The organism is Gemmobacter nectariphilus DSM 15620, from assembly GCF_000429765.1.
Taxonomy (GTDB): domain Bacteria; phylum Pseudomonadota; class Alphaproteobacteria; order Rhodobacterales; family Rhodobacteraceae; genus Wagnerdoeblera; species Wagnerdoeblera nectariphila.
In genome coordinates, this window is sequence record NZ_KE386949.1 from 351,016 (window position 1) to 377,403 (window position 26,388).

At 66.7% G+C, this 26,388-nt stretch carries 24 protein-coding genes; 14 read left to right on the forward strand and 10 right to left on the reverse strand.

What is annotated here, in order from left to right; translation table 11 throughout:
• Positions 1-9 precede the first annotated feature (9 nt).
• Positions 10-879 carry a hypothetical protein gene (locus G481_RS0120425; RefSeq protein WP_028031645.1) on the reverse strand — a complete coding sequence of 290 codons (870 nt, stop codon included), beginning with the start codon at positions 877-879 and terminating at the stop codon, positions 10-12.
• Between the two features lie 115 nt (positions 880-994).
• On the opposite strand from G481_RS0120425, the gene miaB reads away from it, so the two are divergent.
• The 6 genes from miaB to G481_RS0120455 all read left to right on the forward strand — a co-directional run bounded on the left by miaB (position 995) and on the right by G481_RS0120455 (position 6,057).
• A complete protein-coding gene (gene miaB, locus G481_RS0120430; RefSeq protein ID WP_028031646.1) occupies positions 995-2,311 on the forward strand; it encodes a tRNA (N6-isopentenyl adenosine(37)-C2)-methylthiotransferase MiaB in 1,317 nt (438 codons plus the stop codon).
• A gap of 124 nt (positions 2,312-2,435) precedes the next feature.
• On the forward strand, positions 2,436-3,011 hold the full coding sequence (locus G481_RS0120435; RefSeq protein ID WP_028031647.1) for an OmpA family protein: 576 nt from the start codon (positions 2,436-2,438) through the stop codon (positions 3,009-3,011).
• A gap of 5 nt (positions 3,012-3,016) precedes the next feature.
• A complete protein-coding gene (locus G481_RS0120440; RefSeq protein WP_245595020.1) occupies positions 3,017-3,373 on the forward strand; it encodes a hypothetical protein in 357 nt (118 codons plus the stop codon).
• 166 nt (positions 3,374-3,539) lie between these two features.
• Positions 3,540-4,595 carry a PhoH family protein gene (locus G481_RS0120445; protein ID WP_035026856.1) on the forward strand — a complete coding sequence of 352 codons (1,056 nt, stop codon included), beginning with the start codon at positions 3,540-3,542 and terminating at the stop codon, positions 4,593-4,595.
• Positions 4,579-5,082 (forward strand): rRNA maturation RNase YbeY, encoded by a 504-nt coding sequence (gene ybeY / locus G481_RS0120450; RefSeq protein ID WP_028031650.1) that lies wholly within the window; start codon positions 4,579-4,581, stop codon positions 5,080-5,082. Before G481_RS0120445 ends, ybeY begins: the two co-directional genes overlap by 17 nt.
• Before the next feature lie 39 nt (positions 5,083-5,121).
• Positions 5,122-6,057 (forward strand): CBS domain-containing protein, encoded by a 936-nt coding sequence (locus tag G481_RS0120455; protein ID WP_028031651.1) that lies wholly within the window; start codon positions 5,122-5,124, stop codon positions 6,055-6,057.
• 97 nt (positions 6,058-6,154) lie between these two features.
• Here the strand turns inward: G481_RS0120455 and G481_RS0120460 are convergent, their stop codons facing one another.
• The 4 genes from G481_RS0120460 to aroC form a co-directional block, all read right to left on the reverse strand.
• Positions 6,155-7,171 carry a threonine aldolase family protein gene (locus G481_RS0120460; protein WP_028031652.1) on the reverse strand — a complete coding sequence of 339 codons (1,017 nt, stop codon included), beginning with the start codon at positions 7,169-7,171 and terminating at the stop codon, positions 6,155-6,157.
• Complete coding sequence (locus G481_RS0120465) at positions 7,171-7,623, reverse strand: YcgN family cysteine cluster protein (RefSeq protein ID WP_028031653.1); 453 nt, start codon at positions 7,621-7,623, stop codon at positions 7,171-7,173. Before G481_RS0120465 ends, G481_RS0120460 begins: the two co-directional genes overlap by 1 nt.
• Before the next feature lie 281 nt (positions 7,624-7,904).
• Positions 7,905-8,522 (reverse strand): queuosine precursor transporter, encoded by a 618-nt coding sequence (locus G481_RS0120470; protein ID WP_035026858.1) that lies wholly within the window; start codon positions 8,520-8,522, stop codon positions 7,905-7,907.
• Positions 8,523-8,628: 106 nt separating this feature from the next.
• A complete protein-coding gene (aroC, locus tag G481_RS0120475; RefSeq protein WP_028031655.1) occupies positions 8,629-9,729 on the reverse strand; it encodes a chorismate synthase in 1,101 nt (366 codons plus the stop codon).
• A gap of 210 nt (positions 9,730-9,939) precedes the next feature.
• Here aroC and G481_RS0120480 point away from each other — a divergent pair, with 210 nt between their 5' ends.
• From G481_RS0120480 to uvrC, 4 genes are all read left to right on the forward strand, one after another.
• Positions 9,940-10,749, forward strand: coding sequence for a S49 family peptidase (locus G481_RS0120480; RefSeq protein WP_028031656.1), 810 nt, complete (start codon positions 9,940-9,942; stop codon positions 10,747-10,749).
• Between the two features lie 3 nt (positions 10,750-10,752).
• On the forward strand, positions 10,753-10,923 hold the full coding sequence (locus G481_RS26430) for a hypothetical protein (protein ID WP_169728725.1): 171 nt from the start codon (positions 10,753-10,755) through the stop codon (positions 10,921-10,923).
• A 2-nt stretch (positions 10,924-10,925) separates the two neighbouring features.
• A complete protein-coding gene (locus G481_RS0120490) occupies positions 10,926-11,474 on the forward strand; it encodes a Rossmann fold domain-containing protein (protein WP_035026860.1) in 549 nt (182 codons plus the stop codon).
• Positions 11,475-11,798: 324 nt separating this feature from the next.
• On the forward strand, positions 11,799-13,688 hold the full coding sequence (gene uvrC / locus G481_RS0120495) for an excinuclease ABC subunit UvrC (RefSeq protein WP_028031659.1): 1,890 nt from the start codon (positions 11,799-11,801) through the stop codon (positions 13,686-13,688).
• 105 nt (positions 13,689-13,793) lie between these two features.
• Here uvrC and G481_RS0120500 read toward each other — a convergent pair whose 3' ends face one another.
• From G481_RS0120500 to carB, 3 genes are all read right to left on the reverse strand, one after another.
• Complete coding sequence (locus tag G481_RS0120500; protein ID WP_028031660.1) at positions 13,794-14,450, reverse strand: RluA family pseudouridine synthase; 657 nt, start codon at positions 14,448-14,450, stop codon at positions 13,794-13,796.
• Positions 14,451-14,468: 18 nt separating this feature from the next.
• The gene (locus G481_RS0120505; protein ID WP_035026863.1) at positions 14,469-15,092 is read right to left on the reverse strand and encodes a LysE family translocator; all 624 of its coding nucleotides are present in this window, start codon (positions 15,090-15,092) and stop codon (positions 14,469-14,471) included.
• 199 nt (positions 15,093-15,291) lie between these two features.
• Positions 15,292-18,621 carry a carbamoyl-phosphate synthase large subunit gene (carB, locus tag G481_RS0120510; RefSeq protein ID WP_028031662.1) on the reverse strand — a complete coding sequence of 1,110 codons (3,330 nt, stop codon included), beginning with the start codon at positions 18,619-18,621 and terminating at the stop codon, positions 15,292-15,294.
• A gap of 171 nt (positions 18,622-18,792) precedes the next feature.
• On the opposite strand from carB, the gene G481_RS0120515 reads away from it, so the two are divergent.
• The 4 genes from G481_RS0120515 to G481_RS0120530 all read left to right on the forward strand — a co-directional run bounded on the left by G481_RS0120515 (position 18,793) and on the right by G481_RS0120530 (position 23,031).
• Positions 18,793-19,797 carry a hypothetical protein gene (locus G481_RS0120515; protein ID WP_028031663.1) on the forward strand — a complete coding sequence of 335 codons (1,005 nt, stop codon included), beginning with the start codon at positions 18,793-18,795 and terminating at the stop codon, positions 19,795-19,797.
• Between the two features lie 209 nt (positions 19,798-20,006).
• On the forward strand, positions 20,007-20,654 hold the full coding sequence (locus tag G481_RS0120520) for a DUF1007 family protein (RefSeq protein WP_161630551.1): 648 nt from the start codon (positions 20,007-20,009) through the stop codon (positions 20,652-20,654).
• A complete protein-coding gene (locus G481_RS0120525) occupies positions 20,639-21,577 on the forward strand; it encodes a nickel/cobalt transporter (protein ID WP_028031665.1) in 939 nt (312 codons plus the stop codon). Before G481_RS0120520 ends, G481_RS0120525 begins: the two co-directional genes overlap by 16 nt.
• 101 nt (positions 21,578-21,678) lie before the next feature.
• A complete protein-coding gene (locus G481_RS0120530; protein ID WP_028031666.1) occupies positions 21,679-23,031 on the forward strand; it encodes an MATE family efflux transporter in 1,353 nt (450 codons plus the stop codon).
• Between the two features lie 357 nt (positions 23,032-23,388).
• Here the strand turns inward: G481_RS0120530 and lipA are convergent, their stop codons facing one another.
• Both lipA and G481_RS0120540 read right to left on the reverse strand, forming a co-directional pair.
• The gene (gene lipA / locus G481_RS0120535; RefSeq protein ID WP_154664703.1) at positions 23,389-24,360 is read right to left on the reverse strand and encodes a lipoyl synthase; all 972 of its coding nucleotides are present in this window, start codon (positions 24,358-24,360) and stop codon (positions 23,389-23,391) included.
• A gap of 181 nt (positions 24,361-24,541) precedes the next feature.
• Positions 24,542-26,278: a serine protease gene (locus tag G481_RS0120540; RefSeq protein WP_028031668.1), complete on the reverse strand. Its 1,737-nt coding sequence runs from the start codon at positions 26,276-26,278 to the stop codon at positions 24,542-24,544.
• Between the last annotated feature and the right edge of the window lie 110 nt (positions 26,279-26,388).

The following is a 26,388-nucleotide window of genomic DNA, read 5'->3' on the forward strand; positions in this document are numbered from 1 at the left end:
TGCGAGGGGTCAGAACCACTGGCCGGGTTCCATCAACCCCAGATCCATCAGCTGCTGGCTGTGCCACTGAAACGGCACGGAATTTTGCCAGCGAAAGGTGTCGATATCGAACCGCGAGCCGGGATTGCTGCGCAGCGCCTTGGCCGTGCGAAAGGAACAGATCGTGGCCGTCAGGTTGTTGTGCCAGGGGCAGGCGTAGGTGTTGTATTCCTCGTCGCTGAAGGTGTGATCCTCGCGCAACGTCAGACCGGGGGCCGCGCGAAACAGGCCGATCCGGTCGATGCGGCGGCGGCTGGGCGGCACATGTTCCTCAAAGCGCCAGCGCAGGCCGCCAAAGAAATCCAGCTGCCGCTCCTTGGGGTAGTTGTGGTTCGCGGGATCGGGCCGCCCCAAGGCGTAATAGCCGGAACGGTCCATCATCGCCTCGGCCGGGGAAACGGCATCGGGATGCTTGCCAAGATCGCCGGCATAAAGGTCAATCACATAGGTGAGCATGGCGCTGCGGCGTTCCTCGGTATGGAAGGCCAGCAGATCGCCGATGGACCGCGTCTCGCAAAACGGAAAGAACAGGTATTCGGCATTATAGCAGTAATGCAGCCAGGCGCCCGGCGCGGCATCGATCACACGGTTCACGGCGGTTATCACCGCGCCGTCGCGGTGCATGTCCCATGGAATGCGGTGAACCCGCGCCTCCAGCGCCTCGGACAGGTGGATCTCGGGGCCCGCGAACAGCGCCACGGTGCCAAAACCCAGCTTCAGCAGATGCTCGAGCGTCGAGGCCACCTCGGTCCGGTCCTCGGCAAAGACCAGCGCGCCGGGCGTCTTGGGCAGCGCCGCCGCCGTCCGGTCGAGAAAGGCACTGATCGAACTGTGCTTCATGCGTGCTGGCCCCTGTCTTGCGCCGCCAGATTCGCGCAGGCCGATCACGGATGCAAGCGTTGCGGCAGAGGGCGCACGGGTGTAGAAGCGGCCCCCGTAACCCACGGGGGCCACCATGACCGGGCACAAACGGCTGTTCATCAAGACCTACGGCTGCCAGATGAACGTCTACGACAGCGAACGCATGGCCGAAACGCTGGGCGCGCAGGGCTATGTGCTGACCGACAAGGCAGACGATGCCGACATGGTGCTGCTGAATACCTGCCACATCCGCGAAAAGGCGGCGGAAAAGGTCTATTCGGATCTGGGCCGCCTGAAACCGCTCAAGGCGGAAAAGCCGGACCTGAAGATCGGCGTTGCCGGCTGCGTCGCCCAGGCCGAGGGGGCCGAGATTCAGCGCCGGATGCCGCTGGTGGATCTGGTCGTCGGCCCGCAGGCCTATCACCGGCTGCCAGAAATGCTGGCGCGGGTGGATGCCGGGGAAAAGGCGCTGGACACCGACTTCCCGCCCGAAGACAAGTTCGAACATCTGCCGAAACTGCGCACCCGGTCCGCGCCGTCGGCGTTTCTGACCGTGCAGGAAGGCTGCGACAAGTTCTGCGCCTTTTGTGTCGTGCCCTATACCCGCGGGGCCGAGGTCAGCCGCCCGGTGGACCGCCTGATGACCGAGGCCCGCGATCTGGCCGCGCGCGGGGTGCGGGAAATCACCCTGCTGGGCCAGAACGTCAACGCCTGGCATGGCGATGCCGCAGGGCGCGGACTTGGCTGGCTGATCCGCGAGATGGCAGGGATCGAAGGGATCGCCCGCATCCGCTATACTACCAGCCACCCCAATGACATGGACGACGACCTGATCGCCGCCCATGGCGATTGCGCCGCGCTGATGCCCTATCTGCATCTGCCGGTGCAGTCCGGGTCTGACCGCATCCTCAAGGCGATGAACCGCAAGCACACGGCCGAGCAGTATCTGCGCCTGATCGAGCGGATCCGCGCCGCACGGCCCGATATTGTGCTGACCTCGGATTTCATCGTCGGCTTCCCCGGCGAGACGGATACCGATTTCGAGGCGACGATGGATCTGGTGCGCGCGGTCGGCTATGGCATGGCCTATTCGTTCAAGTATTCCGCCCGCCCCGGCACCCCGGCGGCCGAGAAAACCCCCGTCGCCCCCGAGATCGCCGATGACCGGCTGCACCGGCTGCAAGCCCTGCTGACCGAACAGCAGCGCGCCTGCCAGGAATCCATGGTCGGGCGCGAGGTCGGCGTGCTTTATGAAAAGCCCGGCCGCCTGCCGGGCCAGATGTCCGGCAAGTCGGATCACCTGCACGCGGTGCATGTCGACGACCCCGACGGCAAGGTCGGCGAACTGGTTCGGGTGCGCATCACCGCAGCCGCGCCCAATTCGCTGGCAGCTGTGCGAATCGGTTCCTGAGCCGCAACAGATTGTAACCCCAACCCTGCAAACCGCAGAAACCGCTGGACTTTCGATACCCTCGGCGTCAATCCTGACGGCGGGGAATATGTGTCTGCAATAATTCCAAAGGGGGACATTTGACGTGAGACGGAGGATTTCCGAAACGCTGCGGCTGATGGCCGGGGCCTTGGTGCTGGCCGGCGGGCTGGCTGCCGGGTCCGAGGCCATGGCCAATCCGGACAAGCCGGCCCAGACCGGTCGCATCGACTGGGGCCTGTGGATCGACCCCGATGGCTGCATGCACTGGTGGGCCGATGGTGGGCTTGAAGGCTACATGGTTCCCCGCCGCGATCCCAAGACGGGCCGCGCCGTCTGCCTGAAAAAGAACACCTGTCTGGTCGAGAACACCGATACGCTGTTCGCCACCGACAGCGCGCGTCTGACCGCCAGCGGGCGCGCCCGTCTGGAACAGTTCTTCCGCAGCGCCGGTGCCTTTGGCTATGCCATTTACGGGCATACCGACAGCCGCGCCTCGGACGAATACAACATGCGCCTGTCCGAACGCCGCGCCAAATCGGTTGCCGCCGTCGCCCAGTCGGTTGGCGCCTCGGTCGAGCGCGTGGAAGGGTTCGGCGAGCGTCGGCCGCGTGCGACCAATGGCACCGCCGCCGGGATGCAGCAGAACCGCCGCGTCGAAGTCGTCTGCTACAGGTGGTGACCGTGATGATGATGAAACCCTTTGCAGGCGCCAGCCTCGTTCTTGCCCTCGCCCTGTCGGCCTGCGGCGTCACGCCGTATGACGGCGACCCGAACACGGTGATCGCGGTTGGCGCGGACGGCGGCATCGACAAGCTGCCGCTGCCCGATCAGCGCGCGGCCATCGCCTATGACCCCGACGGGTGCCAGAACTGGATCATCGACGATGGTGTCGAGGGCTATGCCAGCCCGCGCTTTGATCCGGCGACCGGCATGGCCAATGTCTGCAACAGCCATTTCCCGCCCGGCGCCGTGGTCAAGGACTATCAGTCCGGCAACCAGGGCATCCGCGACTATGTGCCGGTGGTCCGGCGCAAGCAGTGATGGGCTGGGGCGACAAACCAGCCAAGGGGGCCGCAGCCGATGCTGCGGCCCCTTTTGTCTGCAAACCAGGCAGAACTGTCGTAAATGATACGCAAACGCCAAACATTCTTGCAGCGCGCCCGAACGATTCCTTGCCGGTCGGTTCGCACAGGCGCAGACTGACCCCATGAGTGATCAACCCGACGATGACAAGGAGACACGTTTGGGCATCAGCGCGCTGACCCCCCCGCCCCGCTCCGACGACACGGTCGAGACGGTTCTGGAATTTCCCGACAACCGGCTTCTGATCGGGCTTTGCGGCGAATATGACCGCAACCTTGCCCAGATCGAACATGCGACCGGCGTGCATATCCTGCGACGGGGCAACCGATTGGCCGTGGTGGGCGAGGTAGCGGCGCGGGCACAGGCGGCAACGGTGCTGCAAGGGCTGTATGCGCGGCTGGAACAGGGCCGCACGGTTGGCGCCGGCGATATCGAAGGCGCGTTGCGGTTGGGCCTTGGCGGGATCGCCGCCCCGGTTCGGGCCGATGACCAGCTGGAAATGTTCAGCGCCACCGGATTCGAGCTGCGGACCCGCAAGAAGCCGGTCGAACCCCGGACCGAGGCGCAGAAGGCCTATGTGTCGAACCTGTTCAAGCACGAGCTGGCCTTTGGCATCGGCCCGGCCGGCACCGGCAAGACCTATCTGGCGGTCGCGGTCGGCGTGACCATGCTGATCGGCGGACAGGTCGAAAAGATCATCCTGTCGCGCCCGGCCGTCGAGGCAGGCGAGCGTCTGGGTTTCCTTCCCGGCGACATGAAGGAAAAGGTCGATCCCTACATGCAGCCGCTTTATGACGCGCTGAACGACTTCCTGCCGGCCAAGCAGGTGGAAAAGCTGCTGCTGGACAAACGGATCGAAATTGCCCCGCTGGCCTTCATGCGCGGGCGCACGCTGTCGAATGCCTTTGTCGTGCTGGACGAGGCGCAGAACGCCACCACCATGCAGATGAAGATGTTCCTGACCCGTCTGGGCGAAGGCAGCCGCATGGTGATCACCGGCGATCGCACCCAGATCGACCTGCCGCGCGGCGTCAATTCGGGGCTGGCCGATGCCGAGCGGATCCTCAAGGGGGTCAAGGGCGTCAGCTTCAACTATTTCGATGCCAAGGACGTGGTGCGCCACCCGCTTGTGGCCCGCATCATCGAAGCGTATGACCGCGCCGATGGAGAAGCTGGTTGATATCGTGATCGAAGAGCCCCGCTGGGAAACCGCGGGGCTTGAGGATTTGGCCGAACGCGCCGCCGGGGCCGTGCTGGCTGAACTTGGCCTGCCGGGCGAGGGGTTCGTGATGTGCGTCATGGGCTGCGATGATGATCGCATCGCTGCCTTGAACGCCGATTTCCGTGGCAAGCCAAAGCCCACCAACGTGCTGTCCTGGCCGTCCGAGGACCGCGCGCCCGAGGTGGCGGGCGCCACGCCCGACCTGCCGGAGCCGGGCGATTCGGACGATCCCGAGGAACTGGGCGACATCGCCATCGCCTGGGGCGTCTGTCAGGCCGAAGCGGCCGAGCAGGACAAGCCGTTTGCCGACCATGTCACCCACCTGGTTGCGCATGGGGTGCTGCACCTCTTGGGCTATGACCATGAAACCGATGAAGATGCCGAGCTGATGGAGGGAATCGAGATTCGTGCCCTTGCCAGACTGGGTATCGCCAACCCATATTGAAACCGGCGCGCGCAGGCGCCGGTTTTTCGGAAAGGACCGATGGGCAGTAGCACCGATGGCTTGACGGCAGCGCAGGGCGCGCCGGAAGCCGACCCCGACCAGAGACGCTCTGTCGGGCTTTTCGCTCGCCTGTTTCGCAAGGCGGCGCCTGAAACGCAGAACGACGAGGCAGTTTTCAGGCACGCTCCTGCACAGCCGCCCATGATCGGCCAGCCAGCCCCGATCGCCCTGCCTGGCATCGGCAACCTGCGCCGTCTTCGCGTGGATGATGTGGCGGTGCCCAAGGTCGATATCGTGGCTGTGCCGGTGACCATTGGCCGCGACGAGCTGGCCGAGGTGTTCCGCGAGCAAGGCTTCTCGCGGCTTCCGGTCTACAAGGGATCGCTGGATCATCCGGTCGGCGTGGTGACGCTAAAAGATTTGGCGCTGACCTATGGCTTTGGCAACAATGGCCGGTTCAGCCTGCGCAAACTGCTGCGCCCGCTGCTGTATGCCCCGCCCTCGATGCCGCTGACGGTGCTGCTGCAGAAGATGCAGACCGAACGGATGCATATGGCGCTGGTGATCGACGAATATGGTGGCGTCGACGGTCTGGTGACCATCGAGGATCTGCTGGAAACCGTCGTGGGCGACATTTCCGACGAACATGATACCGAGGAAAGCGCGCTTTGGGCCGAGGAAAAGCCGGGGGTCTGGCTGATTCAAGCCATGGCCCCGCTGGACGAGGTCGAGGCCGCGATCGGCCAGCGCCTGCGGGTGTCCGAGGAAGATCAGGACATCGACACGTTGGGCGGCCTTGTCTACCTGCGCGCCGGGCGGGTGCCTGCCCGCGGCGAGGTGGTTCCGCATGAAAGCGGCACGCAGATCGAGGTCGTCGATGCCGAACCGCGCCGGATCAAGCGGTTGCGCTTGCGGCTACCCAATGCGGCGCCTGCGCCGGTAAACGAGACCGAAGCGGCGGTTTCAGGCGGCTGAGGCCGGACGGGGGGCTGTCTGCCCCCCGGCTGCCATCCGGTGCAGGCACCGGCCGGCAGCTCCCCCCGAGGATATTTGGATCAAGGCGAAAGGTGGGTCAGCCCTGTGCAAGGCTTAGGAAGCTGTCCACCTCGGCCTCGGTGGTGGCCCAGCTGGTGACCAGGCGGGCGCGGCCCTGCCCCATGTCGTAATAGCGCGCGCCTGCGGCCTTGAGCCGGTCATGCGCCGCCTTGGGCAGCGTTGCAAAGACGATGTTCGCTTGCGTCGGGTGGACCAGCGCGGCGCCCGGGAACCCGGTGATCCCTGCGGCCAGCCGTGCCGCCATGGCATTGGCGTGGCGGGCAAGATCAAGCCAGAGCCCATCGGCCAGCCAGCCCTGGAACTGCGCCGCAAGGTAGCGGTGTTTCGAGAACAGATGCCCGCCGCGCTTGCGCCGCAGTTCAAATTCCCAGGCCTTGGCCGGGTCGAAGAACACCACCGCCTCGGCGCCCATCAGCCCGCCCTTGGTGCCGCCAAAGGACAGCGCATCGACGCCCGCCTTCCAGGTCAGCTCGGCCGGGGTGGCGCCGGTCGCCGCCAGCGCATTGGCAAAGCGCGCGCCATCCAGATGCACCGGAAGGCCATGGGAATGCGCGACACGGGCCAGGGCCGCGATCTCATCGGGGCCATAGACCGTGCCCGCCTCGGTCACATCGGTGATGGTGACTGCGCCGGGCTGGACGGAATGCACGACGCGCACACCCTGTCCCCGGATGCGGGCATCCAGCGCGGCCGGGTCCATGCGGGCATGATCGCCGCCGACGGTCAGCAGCTTGGCGCCACTGTAGAATTCGGGGGCTGCGCACTCGTCGTTCTGCACATGGGCGTCGTCATGGCAGAAGATCGCGCCCCAGGGCGGGCACAGCGTTGCCAGCGCCAAGGCGTTGGCGACCGTGCCTGTGGCGACCAGGTAAACGGCCGCCTGAGGCGCCTCCAGCACATCGCGGATCTGGCCTGCGACCTCGGCTGACAGCGGATCGTTGCCATAGGGCATCGCGGGCCCTTCGTTGGCGCGCAGCAAGGCCTGAATCACGGGCGCCGGACAGGGGGCACCATTGTCCGAGGCAAAGAACATCAGGGCGTCTCCTCGATGATGTAATCTTCCCAGTCGTCTTCCGGCACCTCGTATTCGGGCACCGTCCAGCCCTGCACCGAGGCCCCGGCACGATGCACCGATTCGGGATCGCCGGACACCAGCGGATGCCAGGGGAACAAGGCGTTGCCTTCGTGCAGCAGCCGATAGGCGCAGGTCCGGGGCAGCCAATAGGCGATGTCCGGCAGCCGCGCCGGGGTCAGCGACACGCATTCCGGCACGAACTGGTGACGGATCGGATATTGCGTGCAGCGGCAGGTCTCGCCATCCAGCAGGCGGCAGGCCACGCGGGTAAAGGCGACCTCGCCGCTATCCTCGAATTCCAGCTTGTTCAGGCAGCACTTGCCGCAGCCATCGCACAGCGCCTCCCATTCTTCGGGGGTCATGCGATCCAGCGGGACGGTTTCCCAGTATCGGGGGCGAAGGCGCGGCATGACCGTGTTGTGCCTGTGCGCGGCGCGAATGGGAAGGGGCAAAAGAGAAAGGGTTGCGCCTGGGCGCAACCCTTTCCGAGATCTACGGAGATGGTCCGGTTAGGGCGCTTGGCGAAACCGTCCCAGCCAGGGTTTACGACCCTTGGGGTTGCCCTCAGGCCACGGCCCCCCTGACTGTCCCGACACCTCTCTCCAATATCACTCTCGACACTGGACCACCTCCTTTCATTGCGTTGCCGTTGGGTTCAGGCTGCCACAGATCTGGTGGTTGTCAAATGAAATTACGCTACCCCTGCGCGCAGACGCCCAAGAATGAGGCGAAACGGCACAAGCGCGATGAAGGCAAGGGCGAGTTTCACCCCCCAGTCCGCAAAGGCCAGCGAAACCCACAGCGGCGCCATCGGGCCGGCGCCCAGCAGGGGCAGAACCTCGTTCGCCCAGGACACGTCATTGCCGGGTTCGATGAACGCAAGCCCGGTCGAGAAGGCGACCGAGAAGAACACCGCCGTATCCAGCGCCGAGCCGATCAGCGTAGACACCAGCGGCGCGCGCCACCAGCTGCCCTGCCGCAGGCGATCAAAGATTTCCACATCGACCATCTGCGCCAGAAGGAACGCAAGGCCCGAGCCAAGCGCGATGCGCCAGGTGACCAGCGGGCCGAAGTCGCCCATGATCTGCGTGCCGATCACCGAACAGACAAGCCCAGTGGCAAAGCCGGCCAGCACGACCTTGCGCGCAGCTGCGGCGCCATGAAGACGGTTGGTCAGGTCGGTGATCAGGAAGGCGATGGGATAGGTGAAGGCGCCCCAGGTCAGCCACTGGCCGAACAGGAATTGCACCAGGATGTTCGAGGCCACCACAGTGGCGGCCATGGCAAGGATGCCGGGCAGAAGTCGCATGGATCTGATCCGTTTTGACAAGGTAGCGGAGACTTGGCCCCCGACCCTCGGGGACGGCGCGTGATACGCCTGCGCGCCTTGCACCGCAAGTCCCTTGTCAGGCGGGTCAGCCGATCCTGCCGCGTGCCCCGCCGGTCTGACCCCTGTCCATGAGCAGGTGATCAAGCAGGACGCAGGCCATCATCGCCTCGCCCACCGGCACGGCGCGGATGCCGACGCAAGGGTCGTGGCGTCCCTTGGTGATCAGCTCGATCTCTTGCCCGGCCTCGTTGACGGTGCGGCGCGGGGTCAGGATCGACGAGGTGGGCTTGACCGCAAAGCGGCAGATGACCGGCTGGCCGGTGGAAATCCCCCCAAGGATGCCCCCCGCATGGTTCGACAGGTAGATCGGCCCGTCATTGCCCATGCGGATCTCGTCGGCGTTGTCCACCCCGGTCAGCGCGGCGGCGGCCATGCCATCGCCAATCTCGACCGCCTTCACCGCATTGATCGACATCATCGCCGCCGCCAGATCACTGTCCAGCTTGGCATAAAGCGGCGCGCCAAGGCCCGCGGGCACACCTTCGGCCACCACTTCGATCACCGCGCCCACCGAATTGTGCGACAGGCGCAGCTCGTCCAGATAGACGGCCCAATCGGCCGCTGCCACCGGATCGGGGCACCAGAACGGATTGCGCGCGATCTCGGCGCCATCGAACCGCGCCCGGTCGATCGCGCGCGGCCCCATCTGCACCATGTAGCCGCTGATCCGCAGCCCCGGCACCAACGCGGCCAGCACCGCCCGCGCGACCCCTCCGGCCGCAACCCGCGCCGCCGTCTCGCGCGCACTGGACCGCCCGCCCCCGCGATAATCCCGCAGGCCATATTTCTGGTGATAGGCAATATCGGCGTGGCCGGGCCGAAAGCTGGTGGCGATATCGCCATAATCCTTGGACCGCTGGTCGGTGTTCTCGATCATCAGCTGGATCGGCGTGCCGGTCGTGCGGCCCTGAAACACGCCAGACAGGATGCCCACCGCATCTTCCTCGCGCCGCTGGGTGGTGAATTTCGACGTTCCGGGCTTGCGCAGATCCAGCCAGGGCTGAATGTCGGCTTCGCTCAGCGCGATTCCAGGCGGGCAGCCGTCCACGGTGCACCCCAGCGCCGGCCCGTGGCTTTCACCCCAGGTCGTCACACGAAACAGATGGCCGAAGGTATTGAAGCTCATGCGCGCCTCCCGATGCTTGCCGCTTCCTAACGCCTGCCGCGCCCCGGTGAAAGCGCTTTGCCCCTTTCGCCTTGAGACAAATATCCTCCAGGGGGTGCGGGGGATGGAAAATCCCCCGCCGCGACGGCAGCCACCTTGCGCGGCGCAGGGGCCACGACAGTTTGCGCGGCGAACTTGCTCTGCTGGGGGCGGACGCCTACATCGGAAAGCATGAAATATCTCATCCCCTTCCTGCCTTCGCCGCCGCGCGTCTCTGTTGTCCGTCTGACTGGCGCCATCGGGGCGGCCGGCCGCTTTGGCGGCGGGCTGAACGATGCGGCCCTTGCCCCGGTGCTGGAGCGCGCCTTCAAGGCGGGCAAGCCGCGCGCGGTCGCGCTGGTGATCAACTCGCCCGGCGGCTCTCCGGTGCAATCCTCGCTGATCGCGGCGCGGATCCGGCGGCTGGCCGACGAAAGGAAGCTGCCCGTCCACGCCTTTGTCGAGGATGCGGCAGCCTCGGGCGGCTATTGGCTGGCCTGTGCCGCCGATGACATCTGGGCCGACGACAGTTCCATTCTGGGCTCGATCGGGGTGATCTCGGCCAGCTTCGGCTTTCCCGACTTCATCGCCCGCCACGGGATCGAGCGGCGGGTGCATACCGCCGGCCGGTCGAAAAGCACCGCCGACCCGTTCCGCGCGGAAACGCCCGAGGATCTGGCCCGCCTGCGCAGCATTCTGGATCCGATCCATCAGGCCTTTATTGCCCATGTGACCGCGCGCCGGGGCGATCGGCTGGCCAAGGATACCCCCGACCTGTTCGAGGGCGCCTTCTGGGCCGGGCAACAGGCCGTTGCCCTGGGGCTGGCCGATGGTATCGGCCATCTGGTGCCCAAGATGAAGCAGATCTACGGCGACAAGGTGCAGCTGGTCCCCTATGGTCCGCGGCGCGGCTGGCTGTCGCGCTTTGGCCTGCGCGCAGGCGCCGAGGCGGTGGCCGAGGTGGCCGAGGAACGCGCGCTGTGGTCGCGGATCGGGATGTAGATGATGATCAAGGGCGCGCTTTTCCTGCTGGTGGCACTTGCGGTGCTGGGTATCTTTGGCGGCCTGCGGATCGGACGGCGCAAGCCGCGCCGGCTGGGCGCCAACTGCCCGCGCTGCGGCCGGCCCCGGATCGGCAAGGGCCCTTGTGAATGCGGCGCCACCGGAAAGGGATGACGATGGGACAGGCACTGGTTACGGGCACAACCTCTGCGGCAGAGGCCGCAGCCTTGGCGCTGTCGGCGCAAGGCTGGCAGGTTCGCCGCGCCGCGCAGGCATCCACTGCCGCGCTGTCGGAGGGCGAATCGTTGCTGGTCATCGCCACCCCGGCCGATGACACGGACGGCGCCGGGGCGCTTGACGACCTTACACAGGCCCCTGCCCGGCTGGCCAGCGCAATGGCCGAAGCCCTGCCGCCCGCCAGCCTGGATTCCAGCGGCGAACAGCGGGCCAGCGGGCAGGTCATCCTGATCCTCGATCCCTCTGCCCTGACGCCCGGCGCGGCCAGCCCCGCGCGGGTCGCGGCCCAGGCAGCCGCGCTTGGCTGGATGCGCGGCGCCTGCCTGTCGCTGGCGCCGGGGCTGCGCCTGAACGCCATCGCCTGCGCGCCGTCGCAGGGCGCGCAGATGGCGCCCGTGCTGGACTGGCTGACGACGGCCCATGCCGTCACCGGGCAGATGCTGCGGCTTGGGGACGAGGCGCGGCCGCCAACGGAATGGCGGCGCTGAGCGGCCACTGAGCGGTGTGCGAACCCGGCTTTACCTGACGTCCGGTCTTGACTTGTCCACCTCTGGCCTTGGCGTAACCCTTTGGTAACGATTCTGTCATGCGGATCAACCGCTTGATGCCCAGCAAGAAAAAAATCTCTTGCATTCAATGCCTTATATTGTTGCCCATTTTTTGGGCAACTCAACGAAGCAGGCTGAAAACAAGGGAAAAACGGCGCTCAGGAAAACTTCTCCGCAGAGTTATCCACAGAAACCGTGGACAGCTTTGCCCTTGAATCCGCGCGCTGGAAGGGGCAGCCCGAACGCAAGCCAACGGGAATCACCATGCAGGACGACACCGCCGATTTCCCCGCATCCGATAACGGCCATTCGGAGACCGGACACGCGCTGATCTCGCGGCTGGTCAAGGGGCTGGACAGCTCGCCCGGCGTCTACCGGATGCTGAATGCGGCAAACGAAGTGCTGTATGTCGGCAAGGCGCGCAACCTCAGGGCGCGGGTGTCGAACTATGCCCGGACCTCGGGCCATTCGGTGCGGATCGCCCGAATGATCCATGAAACCACCAGCATGATGTTCCTGACCACGCGCACCGAGCTTGAGGCGCTGCTGCTGGAACAGAACCTGATCAAGCAGCTCAAGCCGCGCTACAACGTGCTGATGCGGGATGACAAGTCATTCCCGAACATCCTGATCACGGGCAATCACCCCTTTCCCCAGATCACCAAGCATCGTGGCAGACGCTCGGCGCCGGGCAGCTACTTCGGGCCGTTTGCCAGCGCGGCCGCGGTCCACCGCACGTTGAATCAGCTGCAAAAGGTGTTCCTGCTGCGGAACTGTTCGGATTCGATGTTCGAAAGCCGGTCGCGGCCCTGTCTGCAGTTCCAGATCCGCCGCTGTTCTGCCCCTTGCACCGGAGAGATCAGCCAATCCGATTATGCCGGCCTTGTTCAGGACGCCAAGCGCTTTCTGGAAGGCAAGTCCACCAACGTTCAGGCCGAGTTGGCCGAGCAGATGCAGGCGGCCTCGGACGCGATGGAGTTCGAACGGGCGGCGGCGCTGCGCGACCGGATCAAGGCGCTGACCGCCGTGCAATCGGCCCAGGGCATCAACCCGCGCGGTGTCACCGAGGCGGATGTGATCGCCGTGCATCTGCAAGGCGGGCTGGCCTGCGTTCAGGTGTTCTTCATCCGGGCGCATCAAAGCTGGGGCAACAGCGATTTCTACCCGCGCACCGGCGCTGGCGCCGAAGAGGCCGAGATCCTTCAGGCATTCATGGCCCAGTTCTACAGCGACAAGGAACCGCCCCGGCTGATCTTGCTGTCGCATCAGGTCGAGGATCCCGATCTGCTGGCCGAGCTGCTGTCTGACCGTGCAGGGCGCAAGGTGGAACTGACCGTGCCGCAACGGGGCGAAAAGGCCGAGCTGGTCGAGAACGCGGCGCGCAATGCCCGCGAAAGCCTTGGCCGCCGCCTGGCGGAAACCACCGCGCAGACCCGGCTGCTGGCCGGTCTGGCCGAGGCCTTTGGGCTGGAGACACCGCCGAAGCGGGTCGAGGTCTATGACAACTCGCATATCATGGGCGCCCATGCCGTCGGTGGCATGATCGTTGCCGGCCCGGACGGGCTGATGAAGGGCGAATACCGCAAGTTCAACATCAAGGGCGATGGCCTGACACCCGGCGATGACTTTGCCATGATGAAAGAGGTCCTGACCCGCCGGTTCGAGCGCCTGTTGAAGGACGATCCCGACCGGACGTCGCCGGCATGGCCTGATCTTCTGCTGATCGACGGCGGGGCGGGCCAGGTTTCAGCGGTGCAAGAGGTGATGGAGCAGATGGGGGTCGAGGACATTCCCTTCATCGGCGTGGCCAAGGGGGTGGACCGCGACGCGGGCAAAGAGGAATTCCACCGCCCTGGCAAGCCCGTCATGGCGCTGCCGCGCAATCACCCGGTGCTGTATTTCATCCAGCGCCTGCGCGACGAGGCGCACCGCCATGCCATCGGCGCCCACCGGGCCAAGCGCGCCAAGGCGTTGACCGCAACCCCGCTGGACGAGGTGCCGGGCGTCGGCGCGGCGCGCAAACGGGCGTTGCTGGCGCATTTCGGCTCTGCCAAGGCGGTGTCACGGGCGGGGGTGCCCGATCTGATGGCGGTAGACGGCATCTCCGAGGCGCTGGCCCAGACGATCCACGACTTCTTTCACGCCAAGGGATAGGCCCCACGGCCCGGACGGGCCTGCGTCACCCCAAGGCGGCAGGTGTTGCCCCCAAAGGGGATATTTATAGACAGGTGAACGGGCAGGTTCCGCGCAGGTCGCCTGTCAGAACGGACAGGGCGCCGAAAAGGTCATGGTCACACCCGTGTCCGGGTGGCGGAACCGCAGCGATTCGGCATGCAGCATCAGCCGCGGATGGTTGCGCGCCGCGCCCGTCGCATACAGCGGATCGCCAAGGATCGGGTGGCCGATTTCCGCCATGTGAACGCGCAACTGATGGCTGCGCCCCGTCTGCGGCATCAGCCGGGCACGGGTTTCGCCCTGCCCGACCTTGACCGCGCGCCAGTCGGTGACGGCGGGCTTGCCGGTTTCATGGTTCACATGCTGGCGCGGCCGGTTCGGCCAGTCGACGATCAGCGGCAGATCCACCCGCCCCTGCTTTTCGGCCATCTCGCCATCAAGGCGCGCGATATAGACCTTTTTCACCGTCCGCGCCTCGAACTGCTTGCCAAGGGCGCCTTGCGCCGCGCGGGTGCGGGCAAAGACCATGACCCCCGAGGTATCCAGATCCAGCCGGTGGACGAGCAGCACATCGGGAAAATCCGCGCGCAGCCGGTTGATCAGGCAATCCGCGCGATCCTCGCCCCGGCCCGGCACCGACAAAAGGCCCGACGGCTTGTCGACGATCAGGATCGAGTCGTCGGCATACAGCACCCGAGGCGGGTCGGGCGGCGGGGCATAGGTAAAGGGCGTCTCGCTCATGGGCCCGTCATACGCCGTTCAGCTGTCAAGTGCGAGGCGCACGGCAAGGCCTGCGAACAGCACCGAGGCAAGGCGGTTCAGCCCGCCCATCCGCCGCGACAGGGCCTGACCGGCGTAACCGGCCGCCACGCCATAGCCCATGGTGACCAGCGTGCCGGTAAAGGCAAAGACCAGTCCCAGGGTAACGATCTGCTGCCAGACCGGCGGGCCGCCTTGCACGACGAACTGCGGCAGGAACGCCATGACGAACAGCACCGGCTTGGGGTTCAGGATATTGGTCAGCGCCCCTTTGCGAAAGGCGCGCCACAGGCCGGACTGACCCTGCGCAGGGCCGGAGGGCCCTGCCGTCCACGCCTTGACCGCCAGCCAGACCAGATAGGCCGCCCCCGTCCAGCGCAAGGCCTCCAGCGCGCCGGGATGCGCCGCGATCAGCGCTGCCACCCCGGCCGCCGCCAGCGTGACATGCCACAAGACACCACAGCCTGCCCCGAACCCCGAGGCAGCCCCCGCCCTTGGCCCGCCCTGAATGCCGCAGGCAGTCGCCAGCACCACATCGGCGCCCGGCACCACATTCACCACCAGTCCGCCCAGAAGGAAGGTCAGGAACTGATCGGCGGTCAGAAAGCCGAGAACCTCGGGCATGGGGCACCAATGATGGCCAGAGCACTGCCCCGGCGGATGGACGGGCAAGACATGGCGTCAGGTGCCAGCACGGGCATCGCCTTGCATGCACACCCGGGGGAAGGCGGGTTGAAACCCGCCCTACCATAGAGACAGGTTCTGCACCTGCCATCGGCACAGGGACTGCAGGCGGGGTTTCCCCCGCCATGCCAGGGGGCGATCACCCTTGCAGGGTGCGCACGCCATAGCCTTCGCTGCGGGCCTTCATCGCCTCGACCACGGCGATGGCGGCGGCGGCGGTGGTGAAATAGGGGATCTTGTCCATCAGCGCCACGCGGCGGATGTCGCGGCTGTCGGTGATCGACTGGGCGCCCTCGGTGGTATTCATCACCACGGCGATCTCGCCGTTCTTCAGCGCATCCACGACGTTCGGGCGCCCCTCATAGACCTTACCGGCGGGAATGGCCTGCACGCCTTCGGCGGCCAGCCATTTCGCCGTGCCGCGGGTTGCCGTGATCTCGAAGCCCAGTGCCACCAGATCGCGGGCCGCCGCCGCCAGCGCGGCGGTCTTGTCGGCATCCTTGATCGAGATGAACACGCGGCCGGTTTCCGGCAGCTGCACCCCGGCGCCCATCTGCGCCTTGAGGAAGGCCAGCGCAAAGGTGCGATCCCAGCCCATCACCTCGCCGGTCGAGCGCATTTCCGGCCCCAGCAGCGGATCGACGCCGGGGAAGCGGGCAAAGGGCAGCACCGCCTCCTTGACCGAAAACCACGGGGTTTTCGGATCGGCCAGCGTCAGCGGATCGGCCAGCGGCAGCGGCGAATCCGGGCCGACACCGGCCGGATAGGGCGCGCGCTGCGGGAAGGCCGACAGCTTTTCGCCCGCCATCACCCGCGCGGCAATCGAGGCAATCGCGCTGTCGGTCGCCTTGGCGACAAAGGGCACGGTGCGAGACGCACGCGGGTTCACCTCGAGCACATAGATCACGCCATCCTTGATGGCGAACTGCACGTTCATCAGACCGACGACGTTCAGCGCCTTGGCCATCAGCACGGTCTGGCGCTTCAGCTCGTCGACCGTCTCGGCCGACAGCGAATGCGGCGGCAGACAGCAGGCGCTGTCGCCCGAGTGAACGCCAGCTTCCTCGATATGTTCCATGATGCCGGCGACATGCACCGCCTCGCCATCGCACAGCGCATCGACATCCACCTCGATGGCGCCGGTCAGGTAGCTGTCCAGCAGCACGGGGTTCTTGCCCGAAACCTGCACGGCGGTGGTGATGTAGCGTTTCAGCTGTTCGGTATCGCGCACGATTTCCATCGCGCGGCCGCCCAGAACATAGGACGGGCGGATCACCAGCGGATAGCCGACCCGTTCCGCGATCTGGAAGGCCTCGGCATCGGAATGGGCAATGCCGTTGACCGGCTGTTTCAGCCCCAGATCGTTCAGCAGTTTCTGGAACCGCTCGCGGTCCTCGGCCAGGTCGATGGCGTCGGGGGTGGTGCCCAGGATCGGGATCCCCTCTTCTTCCAGCGCATTGGCCAGCTTCAGCGGGGTCTGGCCGCCGAACTGCACGATCACGCCATGCAGCGTGCCGTTCGACTGTTCCACCCGCAGGATTTCCAGCACATGTTCCAGCGTCAGCGGTTCGAAATACAGCCGGTCCGAGGTGTCATAGTCGGTCGACACCGTTTCCGGGTTGCAGTTGACCATGATCGTCTCATAGCCCGCGTCGGTCAGCGCATAGCAGGCATGGACGCAGCAATAGTCGAATTCGATCCCCTGGCCGATCCGGTTGGGGCCGCCCCCCAGGATCACGACTTTCTTGCGATCGCTCGGCCGCGCCTCGCATTCCACCTCGCCCATCGCGGGGGCCTCGTAGGTGGAATACATGTAGGGCGTCTGCGCTTCGAATTCGGCGCCGCAGGTGTCGATGCGCTTGAAGACGGCGGTGACACCCAGATTGCGCCGCGCGCGGCGGACCTGATCCTCGTCGCGCCCGGTCAGCGTGGCCAGGCGGGCATCGGTGAAGCCCATCATCTTGAGCTTGCGCAGCCCGGCCTCGGTCAGCGGCAGACCATCGCGGCGGATTTCGGCCTCGGTCTCGACGATCTCGCGGATGCGGGCCAGGAACCACGGATCAAAGGCGGTGATCGCCTGAATCTCGTCGTTCGAGAACCCTTCGCGCATCGCCTGGGCGATCACGCGCAGGCGGTCCGGGGTGGCCTGGCTCAGCGCCTTGGAAATGGCGGCCTTGTCGGGCGCTCCGGGAATCGCGATCTCGTCAAAGCCGCTCAGGCCGGTTTCCAGGCTCGCCAGCGCCTTTTGCAGCGATTCGTGGATGGTGCGGCCGATCGCCATGGCCTCGCCCACCGATTTCATGGCGGTGGTCAGGAAGGGTTCAGATCCGGGGAACTTCTCGAATGCAAAGCGCGGGATCTTGGTCACGACATAGTCGATGGTCGGTTCAAAGCTGGCGGGCGTGACCTTGGTGATGTCGTTGTCCAGCTCGTCCAGCGTATAGCCCACGGCCAGTTTCGCGGCGATCTTGGCAATCGGGAAGCCCGTCGCCTTGGACGCCAGCGCCGAAGACCGCGACACCCGCGGGTTCATCTCGATGACGACCATGCGGCCGTCCTTGGGATTGATCGCCCACTGAACGTTCGACCCGCCGGTTTCCACCCCGATCTCGCGCAGCACGGCAATCGAGCCGTTGCGCATGATCTGGTATTCCTTGTCGGTCAGCGTCAGCGCCGGGGCCACGGTGATCGAATCGCCAGTGTGAACGCCCATCGGGTCCACGTTCTCGATGGAACAGACGATGATGGCGTTGTCGGCGCGGTCGCGCACCACCTCCATCTCGTATTCCTTCCAGCCCAGCAGCGATTCGTCGACCAGCACCTGCGCCACGGGCGAGGCTTCCAGCCCCGAACGCACGATGGCCTCATAGTCGTCGCGGTTGTAGGCGACGCCGCCGCCGGTGCCGCCCAGGGTAAAGGCCGGGCGGATGATCGCCGGCAGGCCGATATGTTCCAGATCGGCCATCGCCTGCCGGATACCGGCCGCGATGTCATATTTGCCGTTCGCCAGCTTGGGCGCGGCCACGATGGTGGCCTTGGGGTTTTCCAGGCCGATCCGGTCCATCGCCTCGCGGAACAGCTTGCGATCCTCGGCCATTTCAATGGCTTCGCGGTTCGCACCGATCAGTTCCACCCCGAACTTGTCCAGCACCCCCATGTCCGCCAACGCCAGCGAGGTGTTCAGCCCGGTCTGCCCGCCCATCGTGGGCAGCAAGGCATCGGGGCGTTCGATCTCGATGATCTTGGCGACGACTTCCGGGGTGATCGGCTCGATATAGGTGGCGTCGGCCAAGCCCGGATCGGTCATGATCGTCGCAGGGTTCGAGTTGACCAGGATGACCCGGTAGCCTTCCTCGCGCAGGGCCTTGCAGGCTTGGGCGCCGGAATAATCGAACTCGCAGGCTTGCCCGATCACGATGGGCCCCGCGCCGATGATCATGATGGACTTGATATCGGTTCTCTTCGGCATGTCAGACCCCTCGGCGCAAATTGTCCGGCGTTATAGCCATGGACGTCCCGCGCGCAAGACCGAATGGCATTTGCGCAGCCGATTGCGCATGGCCGCAGGTCCGCCCAAGCGCCTCTTGCGCGGCGATGCGGCCCCGCGCAGTATCCGCGCCAGCTCAACCGGGGTCATTTCATGCCATCGCTGTCCAGACTTGCAACCCTTCTTTTGCCGCTCGCCCTGCTGGCGATCCCGGCCGGTGCCGCATCGCTTGACGGTGTCGCCGTGGACGTCATCAACGAAAGCGAGCCGGTGCTCTGCGCCGAAAAGGACAACGTGGCGCTGTCCTTCGCCTCGCCTCAGGTCCGCGCCTTCCGCATCGAGGCCGCGCACCCCGTCTATCTGGCCCCCGGAATGCGCGACAACTGGGAAGCCGACTGGACCGCCTGCGACATGTCGGGCGATCCGGCCTATGCGCCGGTGGCCCCGCCGGGCCGGTTCACCCTTTATGAACAGCCCGACATGTGGCTGGTCGGCTGGCGCTATGGCAGCTTCTGGCGCCCGGCCACGGCCACCGTGCGCATCGGCGATCAGGTCCACGAGGGGCTGCATCTGATCCAGCTGTGGCTCTTGCGCACCGATGGATCCGAAGAGGTGCTGGTGTTCTACCCGCAAGATGGCTACTGGCGCGCCCGCCCGCTGGCGCCGCGTCCGATGCGCAACACGGCCTATGGCTCGTCGTTTCTGGTCGGCCCGGTCGAGGTCGAGGGCCGCCCCATCGTCAACATCAAGGAAGTCGCCTTTGACCCGGCCGCGCGCCGGTTCGATCTGGCCTTTACCCGCGGCGGCTCGGCGTCGGTCAGCGTGGTGAACGCCGATGAAAACCGCATCGCGCTGGACGTGGCCTTTGATGCGCCGATCAAGGACGTGCCCTTTGCCATGCTGCGGTCCATGTATATCACCGAGTTCAACAACGATGCCGCCCGCGTCGCCGTGCGCGAGGCCGGCGCCAATGCCTGGCGCGAGGCGCCGGTCATGGGCTTTGACCGCGCCAGGGCAACCGATATCTGGATCGGCCGCCTGGCCCCCTCGCAGCACAACAAAAGCTCGCCCGACTTCGTGTTCAACAGCTTCTCGGACGGCCCTACCCCCAAGCGGCCCAAGAACGAACCCCCGGCCTCTGCGCCAGTGGTGCAATAGGATGGGCCGACCTTCAATCAACCGGAGGAGCGGATGACCTTGCAAGCCCGGTCTGCCTTGCATCGCCTTGCCGGAACCACCCCACGGGGAGCGCCGGTTGGTCCGCCATTGGTTCAAGAACCAACTGGCGCGGAGGGGTGTGAACCCCCTCCAGCGACCAGCCATCGGCGCGGTCCCATCCGGGTGTCGATCTGCCCCGGGCCATGCTGATGCGGGCGGGCCGGATCGGGGCGGCGGTTCTTGCGCTGTCGGCGGGCGCGGCGCAGGCCCATCCGCATGAATTCATCGACGCGGGGATCGAGCTGCGGTTCGATGCGGGCGGCGCCCTGACCGCGCTGCGCATCGTCTGGGTCTATGACGATCTGACCTCGCTGATGATCCTGTCGGATCGCGGGCTGGACCCGGACGGCGACGGCACGCTGACCGAGGCCGAGGCGGCAACCCTGTCAGGCTTTGACATGGACTGGGCCGAGGGCTTCGCGGGCGATACCTATCTGCTGCACGGCGATGTGCCGCTGCCCCTTGGCCCGCCGCAGGACTGGACCGCCCGGGTGGTCCAGGGGCGCATCATCACCACCCATCTGCGCCAGCTGGCCGCGCCCATAGCCCCCGGCGCGGCGCCGATGGTGGTTCAGGTCTATGACCCGGGCTATTACACCGCCTATACCATCGCCACGACCCCGCTGATCCGTGGCCGCAACGATTGCACCGCCGAGGTCTATGGCCCCGACGTGGCCGCCGCCGATGCCGCCCTGACCGCGGCGATCGAGGAACTGTCGGGCGATGCCGAGGCGGACTTCCCCGCCGTCGGTGCCGCCTATGCCGAGGAGGTGCGCCTCATATGTCCGCAGGACTGACCCGCTGGCTGGGATTGGCCGCGCTGGCCCTGGTGGCCGGGCTGCTCGCGCTCTGGGCGCTTGGCGGCTTTGACGCGCTGGTGGCGCAGGGGCTGGCGGCGCAGCGGGCCTTTCGCGATTCGCTGGCCACCAGCTTGCGCGCCCTGCGCGGCGGCGATGCGGGGGCAATCTGGGGGCTGGTGGCGCTGTCCTTCGGCTATGGTGTGCTGCATGCGGCAGGGCCGGGCCATGGCAAGGTGCTGATCGGCGGCTACGGGGCTGGCCGCCGCGTGCCACTGCTGCGGCTGGTGCTGATTGCGCTGATCTCCAGCCTTGCCCAGGCCAGCGTGGCGATTGCGGTGGTCTATGGCGGGCTGGGCCTGTTCGGCCTGACCCGCGATGCCGTCGGCGCGGCGGGCGAGGGCTGGATGATGGTCACGGGCCATCTGCTGACCCTGGCCATCGGCCTGTGGCTGGTCTGGCGCAGCCTGCGCGCCCTGCCCCGGCGCGGCGCGGCGCACCACGACCACGACCCGATGGTCGGGCATCCGGCGCACGACCATGCCGGCCACAAGACCTGCGCCGTATGCGGCCACCGCCATGGCCCCACCCTCGACGAGATCGAGGCCACCACCACCTGGCGCGAGGCGCTGGCCCTGATTGCCGGCATCGCCATTCGTCCGTGCACCGGGGCGCTGATGCTGCTGGTGCTGACATGGCAACTGGGGCTGATCTGGGCCGGCATCGCGGGGGCCTATGCCATGGGGCTGGGCACGGCGCTGATCACCTCGGGCGTGGCCATCCTGTCGGTCACGGCGCGCGAGGGGGCCTTCGCCAGCCTGCCGGGCCTGGACAAGGCCCGGATCGCGCTGCCGGTTACCGGAATTCTGGCCGGGCTGGTCATTGCCGGCGCCGCGCTGGCCATGCTGATCCGCGGTGTCTGAAAGGCCACAATCGCCGGTTGCCGGGATTCGCGTCTTGCCGCATTTCCGGGCAAACGCTAGACATGGCGCTTTCGTGCAATTCCGCCGTGCCCCGGTTTCCCATGTCCACAGTCCCGCTTTCCCCCATAGCCCATGCCCGCGCCCTGATGGTGCTGGCGCTGCCGCTGATCGGTAGCCACGTCGCGCAACTGCTGCTGCAGGTGACCGATACCATCATGCTGGGCTGGTATGGGGTCGAGGAACTGGCCGCCGGCGTTCTGGCCACCTCGTCGTTCTTCATGGTGTTCATGCTGGGCTCGGGCTTTGCCCATGCCGTCATGCCGATGGTCGCCGCCGCGATGGGCCGGCGCGACGAAACCCAGGTGCGCCGGGACACCCGCATGGGGATGTGGCTGTCAATTGCCTATGGCATCGCCATGATGCCGGTGTTCTGGTGGTCGGGCCCCCTGCTGCTGGCGCTTGGCCAACGCCCCGAGATCGCGGCGCTGGGGCAGGATTACATGCGCATTGCCGGGCTGGGGCTGATCCCCGCGTTGCTGGTCATGGTGCTGAAAAGCTTCCTCGCCGCGATGGAGCGGGCGCAGGTCGTCCTTTGGGTGACAATTGCCGGGGTCGCGGTGAACGCGGGGCTCAACTGGCTGCTGATCTTCGGCAACCTTGGTGCGCCGGAACTGGGCGTGCGCGGGGCGGCCATCGCCTCGGTCATCGTGCAGGTGTTCAGCCTGCTCCTGCTGGCGCTGTGGGCCACCTTGCACCGCGATTTCCGCCGCTTTCGTCTGTTCCAGAACTTCTGGCGCCATGATCCTGCGCTGAAACAGGTCTGGCGGCTGGGCTGGCCCATCGGCCTGACCTCGTTGATGGAGGGCGGGCTGTTCCACGCCGTCGCGCTGATGATGGGCTGGATCGGCACTGTGGAACTGGCGGCCCACGGCATTGCCCTGCAGATCACGGCGGCCACCTTCATGGTGCATGTCGGCCTGTCGAATGCGGCGACGGTGCGCGCAGGCAGGGCCGAGGGCGCAGGCGATGCGCAAGGCCTGCGCACCGGGGCATGGGTCGCGCTGCTGGTCAGCCAGGGGCTGGGCGTCTTTGTCATCGCCGCCTTCCTGCTGATGCCCGAGCCGCTGGTGCGCCTGTTCCTCGATGCCGGAAACCCGCGGGCGACGCAGATCATCGCCTATGGCAGCGTGCTGCTGGGCATGGCGGCACTGTTTCAGGTGGCGGATGCAGCGCAGGTCATGGCGCTGGGGCTGCTGCGCGGTATCCGCGACACGCGGGTGCCCATGGTCATCGCCATCGTCTGCTATTGGGGGATCGGGATGCCCGCGGCCTATCTGCTGGCCTTCAAGGTCGACATGGGCGGTGTCGGGCTGTGGACCGGCCTGGTGATCGGCCTGTCACTGACCGCCGCCGCGCTGCTGGTGCGCTTCTGGCGCCGCGCGCCGCAGCCCTGAGGGCACCAGATCGCCGCGGCACGCGCCGGGCTGCCTGACCCATCGCGCAACGGGCGCCGGCACGCTCGGTGCTTGCGCGGCCCGCACCGCGGCCACCTCCGATCCGGCTTCCCTCAAACGCGGCCCGTTGGCCCCTCGGATCGGCAAAGCAACAGCCGGCGCCCTCCGGGCCGCGTCAGGGCAGGTCCAAACGCGGAAGGCGCCGCCGCGCCGCAGGACCTGGCCGAAGTCCGGAAGACGCCCGCCGGCCCGCCTGCGCACGGCAGCCCGCGCGCACGACTGTATTTTGCCTTTTTCCAAATACCCAACCACGGCAGGGGCCAGGCTCCGCCCCCTGAATGTGGTGCGGCCGGGACGTCAGGCGCGGCCCAGCTTGGCCTCGCGCGCCGCGCGCATGCGGGCGAAATCGTCGCCGGCATGATAGCTCGACCGCGTGAGCGGGGTGGCCGAGACCATCAGGAAGCCCTTGTTGCGGGCGCTCTTCTCGTAGGCCTCGAATTCCTCGGGCGTGACAAAGCGCGCCACGGCATGGTGCTTGGGGGTCGGCTGCAGATATTGCCCGATGGTCAGGAAATCGACATCTGCGCTGCGCATGTCGTCCATCACCTGCAAGACGGCCTGCCGATCCTCTCCCAGGCCGACCATGATGCCGGATTTGGTGAACATGCCAGGGTCAAGTTCCTTGACCCGCTGCAACAGCCGCAGCGAATGGAAATACCGTGCGCCGGGCCGCACCTCGTGGTAAAGACCAGGCACGGTTTCCAGATTGTGGTTGAACACATCGGGCCGTGCCTCGACCACCGTTTCAAGGGCAGACGGCGGGCAGCGCAGGAAATCGGGCGTCAGAATCTCGATGGTGGTGTCCGGCGCGCGGTGGCGGATCGCGCGGATGGTCTGAGCGAAATGTTCCGCCCCGCCATCTTCCAGATCGTCGCGATCGACCGAGGTGATGACCACATGGTTCAGCCCCAGTTTCTGGACGGCATGGGCAACGCGGCCGGGTTCGAACGCATCCAGATCCTGCGGCTTGCCGGTGGCGACGTTGCAGAAGGTGCAGCCACGGGTGCAGATCTCGCCCATGATCATCATGGTGGCGTGGCCCTGGCTCCAGCATTCGCCGACGTTGGGACAGCCCGCTTCCTCGCAGACGGTGACAAGGCGGTTGGCCTTGAGCAGATCGCGCGTGGCCTTGTAGCCTTCGGAGGTGGGCGCCTTGACGCGGATCCACGAAGGTTTCTTGGGCTGGGCGTTGTCCGGGCGGTGCGCCTTTTCCGGGTGGCGCTGGTCGGGCAGCTTGAGATCGCGCACGGGAAGTCCCCCTGACGGCATGGCTTGATCCGAAATAGGATGAAACAGCCGCGGACGCAACGGCACTCCGGCACCGGCATCTGCGCGGGGCGGAGGATGCGGAGCCTCCGGCGGGGATATTTTCTTCAAGGCGAAAGGGGGGCGGCGCCTTGCATGCAAGGCGAGAGGCGCCGGCCCGTTCGGGGCAGGCCGGCGCCGTGGGTCATTTCCAGCACGAGACCTGGACGGCCATCGCGGTTCCGATCGCGGTCAGATCCTCGGGTGCCATGATGCCAGGGGCGGGGCTGGCGGCGTCGGCCATCAGGCCCTCGGCGGTCAGCAGCGCGGCAAGGGCGGGCGCGGGGGTCAGGTAGAACACGCCCTCGGGCAGCACCCTGGCCGGATCGGCCTGAGCCGGTTGCAAGATGCCGATCACAAGGCCGTCAGCCGACAGGACTGGGCCACCGACATCGCCCGCCAGCGCGGGCAGATCCAGCCGGGCGCGCGACTCGCTGCCATCAAGGGCGGTCGCGGATTCGAACCGGCCGAAGGTCATGGTGGGCAAGGGCAGATCGCCGCCATAGGAATAGCCGGCCACCGCAACATCCGTGCCTAGCGCGGGCAGCGCGCCGGCAAGCCGGGCGTGGCCCGCAGGGGCCAGAGCGGCCGCCGGGCGCAGCAGGGCCGCCCCGCTGGCCGCATCGGTCGCGACGATGGTTGCCTCGGTCCCGGCATCCAGCGTGATCCGCCCGCAGCTTGCGACATTGGCCGCCGCTGTCAGCACATGGCCCGCATCATCGGCATAAAAGCCCGACGCGGTGCGTTCGGGCTTGCGCACCTCGACCCCGCTGAGCAGCCCTGCCTTGGTCGCATCATCCAGCGGAACAAGACCAGGATCGAGCACGCGATCACCGAACGGGCGGAAGCTGGCCTTCATCGCCTGAAGCACGCGGGTCGTGCGCGCGGCATCCGCCGTGCGGGCCGTGATCAGAAAGCCGCGGATCGTGCCGCGATCCAGATCGGCCTGGGCCCAGGCTTCGACATCGGCATTGCGGCCCGAAATCTCGAAGCCGCGCGGATGGCGGTTGCGCGGCCCTTCGGGGGGCATCAGGGCCAGCGACTGGATCAGATCGTAAAGCCCATACAATGCCGCCTGATCGCCCGGCTGGCTGATCAGCCAGACCTGGACGCCGCTGTCATCCTTGGCCGCATACTGCGCAAAGGGCGGGGTGTAGCGGTCAAAGGCCACCAGGCCGAGCGGCATGGCGATCTCGATCCCGGCCTCGTCGTCGCGCAGGGTTTCAAGCCCGATCCTGGCCAGATCGGCCTGCCAGCCGTCGATCAGCGCGCGGTATTCGCCGGACAGCAGAACCCCCGTGCCCTCGGCCCCCCGGCCGGCTTGCCAGGCCGCGATCGCACCGCGTGTTCCGGCGCCGAAGGCCCCGTCGATGGCCGCGGAATAGACGCCGTTCCATTGCAGGGCGCGCTGGATGTCCATGCGTTCCTCGCGGCTCAGCGCCGCCTCGGCCCGGCGGGCATCGGCGAGCGTTTCTGCCGGTGCCGGCGCGGGGTCTGCCGGCGCGGCCACCGTGGGCGCAGCCGGCTCGGCCCGGGCAGCCGCCCCCTCGGGCGGCCAGAACTGCCCGCGATACAGCCGGCCATCGGCGATGAAACTGTCGCGCGGAATGCGCCCCGTGGCCCGCAGATCGGACAGCCGGGCGGCTGCCTCCTCGGGCGCATAGGGGCCAAGCGCAATGGCGAACCAGCCCGACGCCAGCGCATGGCCGCTGACATCGGCCAGCCCCAGCGCCCAATCGCGCGCGCGATCTTCGGCGGCGGATTGCGCATTCTTCGCCTCGATCTGGATCCAGACCTGCGCCTGAGCGCGCCCTGCACCAAGCCAGATTGCTGCCAATGCGGCAAAAATCACCGCCACGACCGTTCCCGAAATTCTTTTCATAAGCCCTTCCGTCCTGCTTGCCGGCGGCGCCCAAGGCGCCCTTGGGGCCATTCTCGCAGATGCGGCGATTGACCCTTCCTTGCCTCTTGCCTATGAGACAATGGCTTTTC

Excerpts from the sequence above, each read along its gene's own strand:
- G481_RS0120425 (WP_028031645.1), bottom strand. The coding sequence starts at position 879 with ATGAAGCACAGTTCGATCAGTGCCTTTCTCGACCGGACGGCGGCGGCG.
- miaB (WP_028031646.1), top strand. The coding sequence starts at position 995 with ATGACCGGGCACAAACGGCTGTTCATCAAGACCTACGGCTGCCAGATG.
- G481_RS0120440 (WP_245595020.1), top strand. The coding sequence starts at position 3,017 with ATGATGATGAAACCCTTTGCAGGCGCCAGCCTCGTTCTTGCCCTCGCC.
- G481_RS0120445 (WP_035026856.1), top strand. The coding sequence starts at position 3,540 with ATGAGTGATCAACCCGACGATGACAAGGAGACACGTTTGGGCATCAGC.
- ybeY (WP_028031650.1), top strand. The coding sequence starts at position 4,579 with ATGGAGAAGCTGGTTGATATCGTGATCGAAGAGCCCCGCTGGGAAACC.
- G481_RS0120455 (WP_028031651.1), top strand. The coding sequence starts at position 5,122 with ATGGGCAGTAGCACCGATGGCTTGACGGCAGCGCAGGGCGCGCCGGAA.
- G481_RS0120460 (WP_028031652.1), bottom strand. The coding sequence starts at position 7,171 with ATGTTCTTTGCCTCGGACAATGGTGCCCCCTGTCCGGCGCCCGTGATT.
- G481_RS0120465 (WP_028031653.1), bottom strand. The coding sequence starts at position 7,623 with ATGCCGCGCCTTCGCCCCCGATACTGGGAAACCGTCCCGCTGGATCGC.
- G481_RS0120470 (WP_035026858.1), bottom strand. The coding sequence starts at position 8,522 with ATGCGACTTCTGCCCGGCATCCTTGCCATGGCCGCCACTGTGGTGGCC.
- aroC (WP_028031655.1), bottom strand. The coding sequence starts at position 9,729 with ATGAGCTTCAATACCTTCGGCCATCTGTTTCGTGTGACGACCTGGGGT.
- G481_RS0120480 (WP_028031656.1), top strand. The coding sequence starts at position 9,940 with ATGAAATATCTCATCCCCTTCCTGCCTTCGCCGCCGCGCGTCTCTGTT.
- G481_RS26430 (WP_169728725.1), top strand. The coding sequence starts at position 10,753 with ATGATCAAGGGCGCGCTTTTCCTGCTGGTGGCACTTGCGGTGCTGGGT.
- G481_RS0120490 (WP_035026860.1), top strand. The coding sequence starts at position 10,926 with ATGGGACAGGCACTGGTTACGGGCACAACCTCTGCGGCAGAGGCCGCA.
- uvrC (WP_028031659.1), top strand. The coding sequence starts at position 11,799 with ATGCAGGACGACACCGCCGATTTCCCCGCATCCGATAACGGCCATTCG.
- G481_RS0120500 (WP_028031660.1), bottom strand. The coding sequence starts at position 14,450 with ATGAGCGAGACGCCCTTTACCTATGCCCCGCCGCCCGACCCGCCTCGG.
- G481_RS0120505 (WP_035026863.1), bottom strand. The coding sequence starts at position 15,092 with ATGCCCGAGGTTCTCGGCTTTCTGACCGCCGATCAGTTCCTGACCTTC.
- carB (WP_028031662.1), bottom strand. The coding sequence starts at position 18,621 with ATGCCGAAGAGAACCGATATCAAGTCCATCATGATCATCGGCGCGGGG.
- G481_RS0120515 (WP_028031663.1), top strand. The coding sequence starts at position 18,793 with ATGCCATCGCTGTCCAGACTTGCAACCCTTCTTTTGCCGCTCGCCCTG.
- G481_RS0120520 (WP_161630551.1), top strand. The coding sequence starts at position 20,007 with ATGCGGGCGGGCCGGATCGGGGCGGCGGTTCTTGCGCTGTCGGCGGGC.
- G481_RS0120525 (WP_028031665.1), top strand. The coding sequence starts at position 20,639 with ATGTCCGCAGGACTGACCCGCTGGCTGGGATTGGCCGCGCTGGCCCTG.
- G481_RS0120530 (WP_028031666.1), top strand. The coding sequence starts at position 21,679 with ATGTCCACAGTCCCGCTTTCCCCCATAGCCCATGCCCGCGCCCTGATG.
- lipA (WP_154664703.1), bottom strand. The coding sequence starts at position 24,360 with ATGCCGTCAGGGGGACTTCCCGTGCGCGATCTCAAGCTGCCCGACCAG.
- G481_RS0120540 (WP_028031668.1), bottom strand. The coding sequence starts at position 26,278 with ATGAAAAGAATTTCGGGAACGGTCGTGGCGGTGATTTTTGCCGCATTG.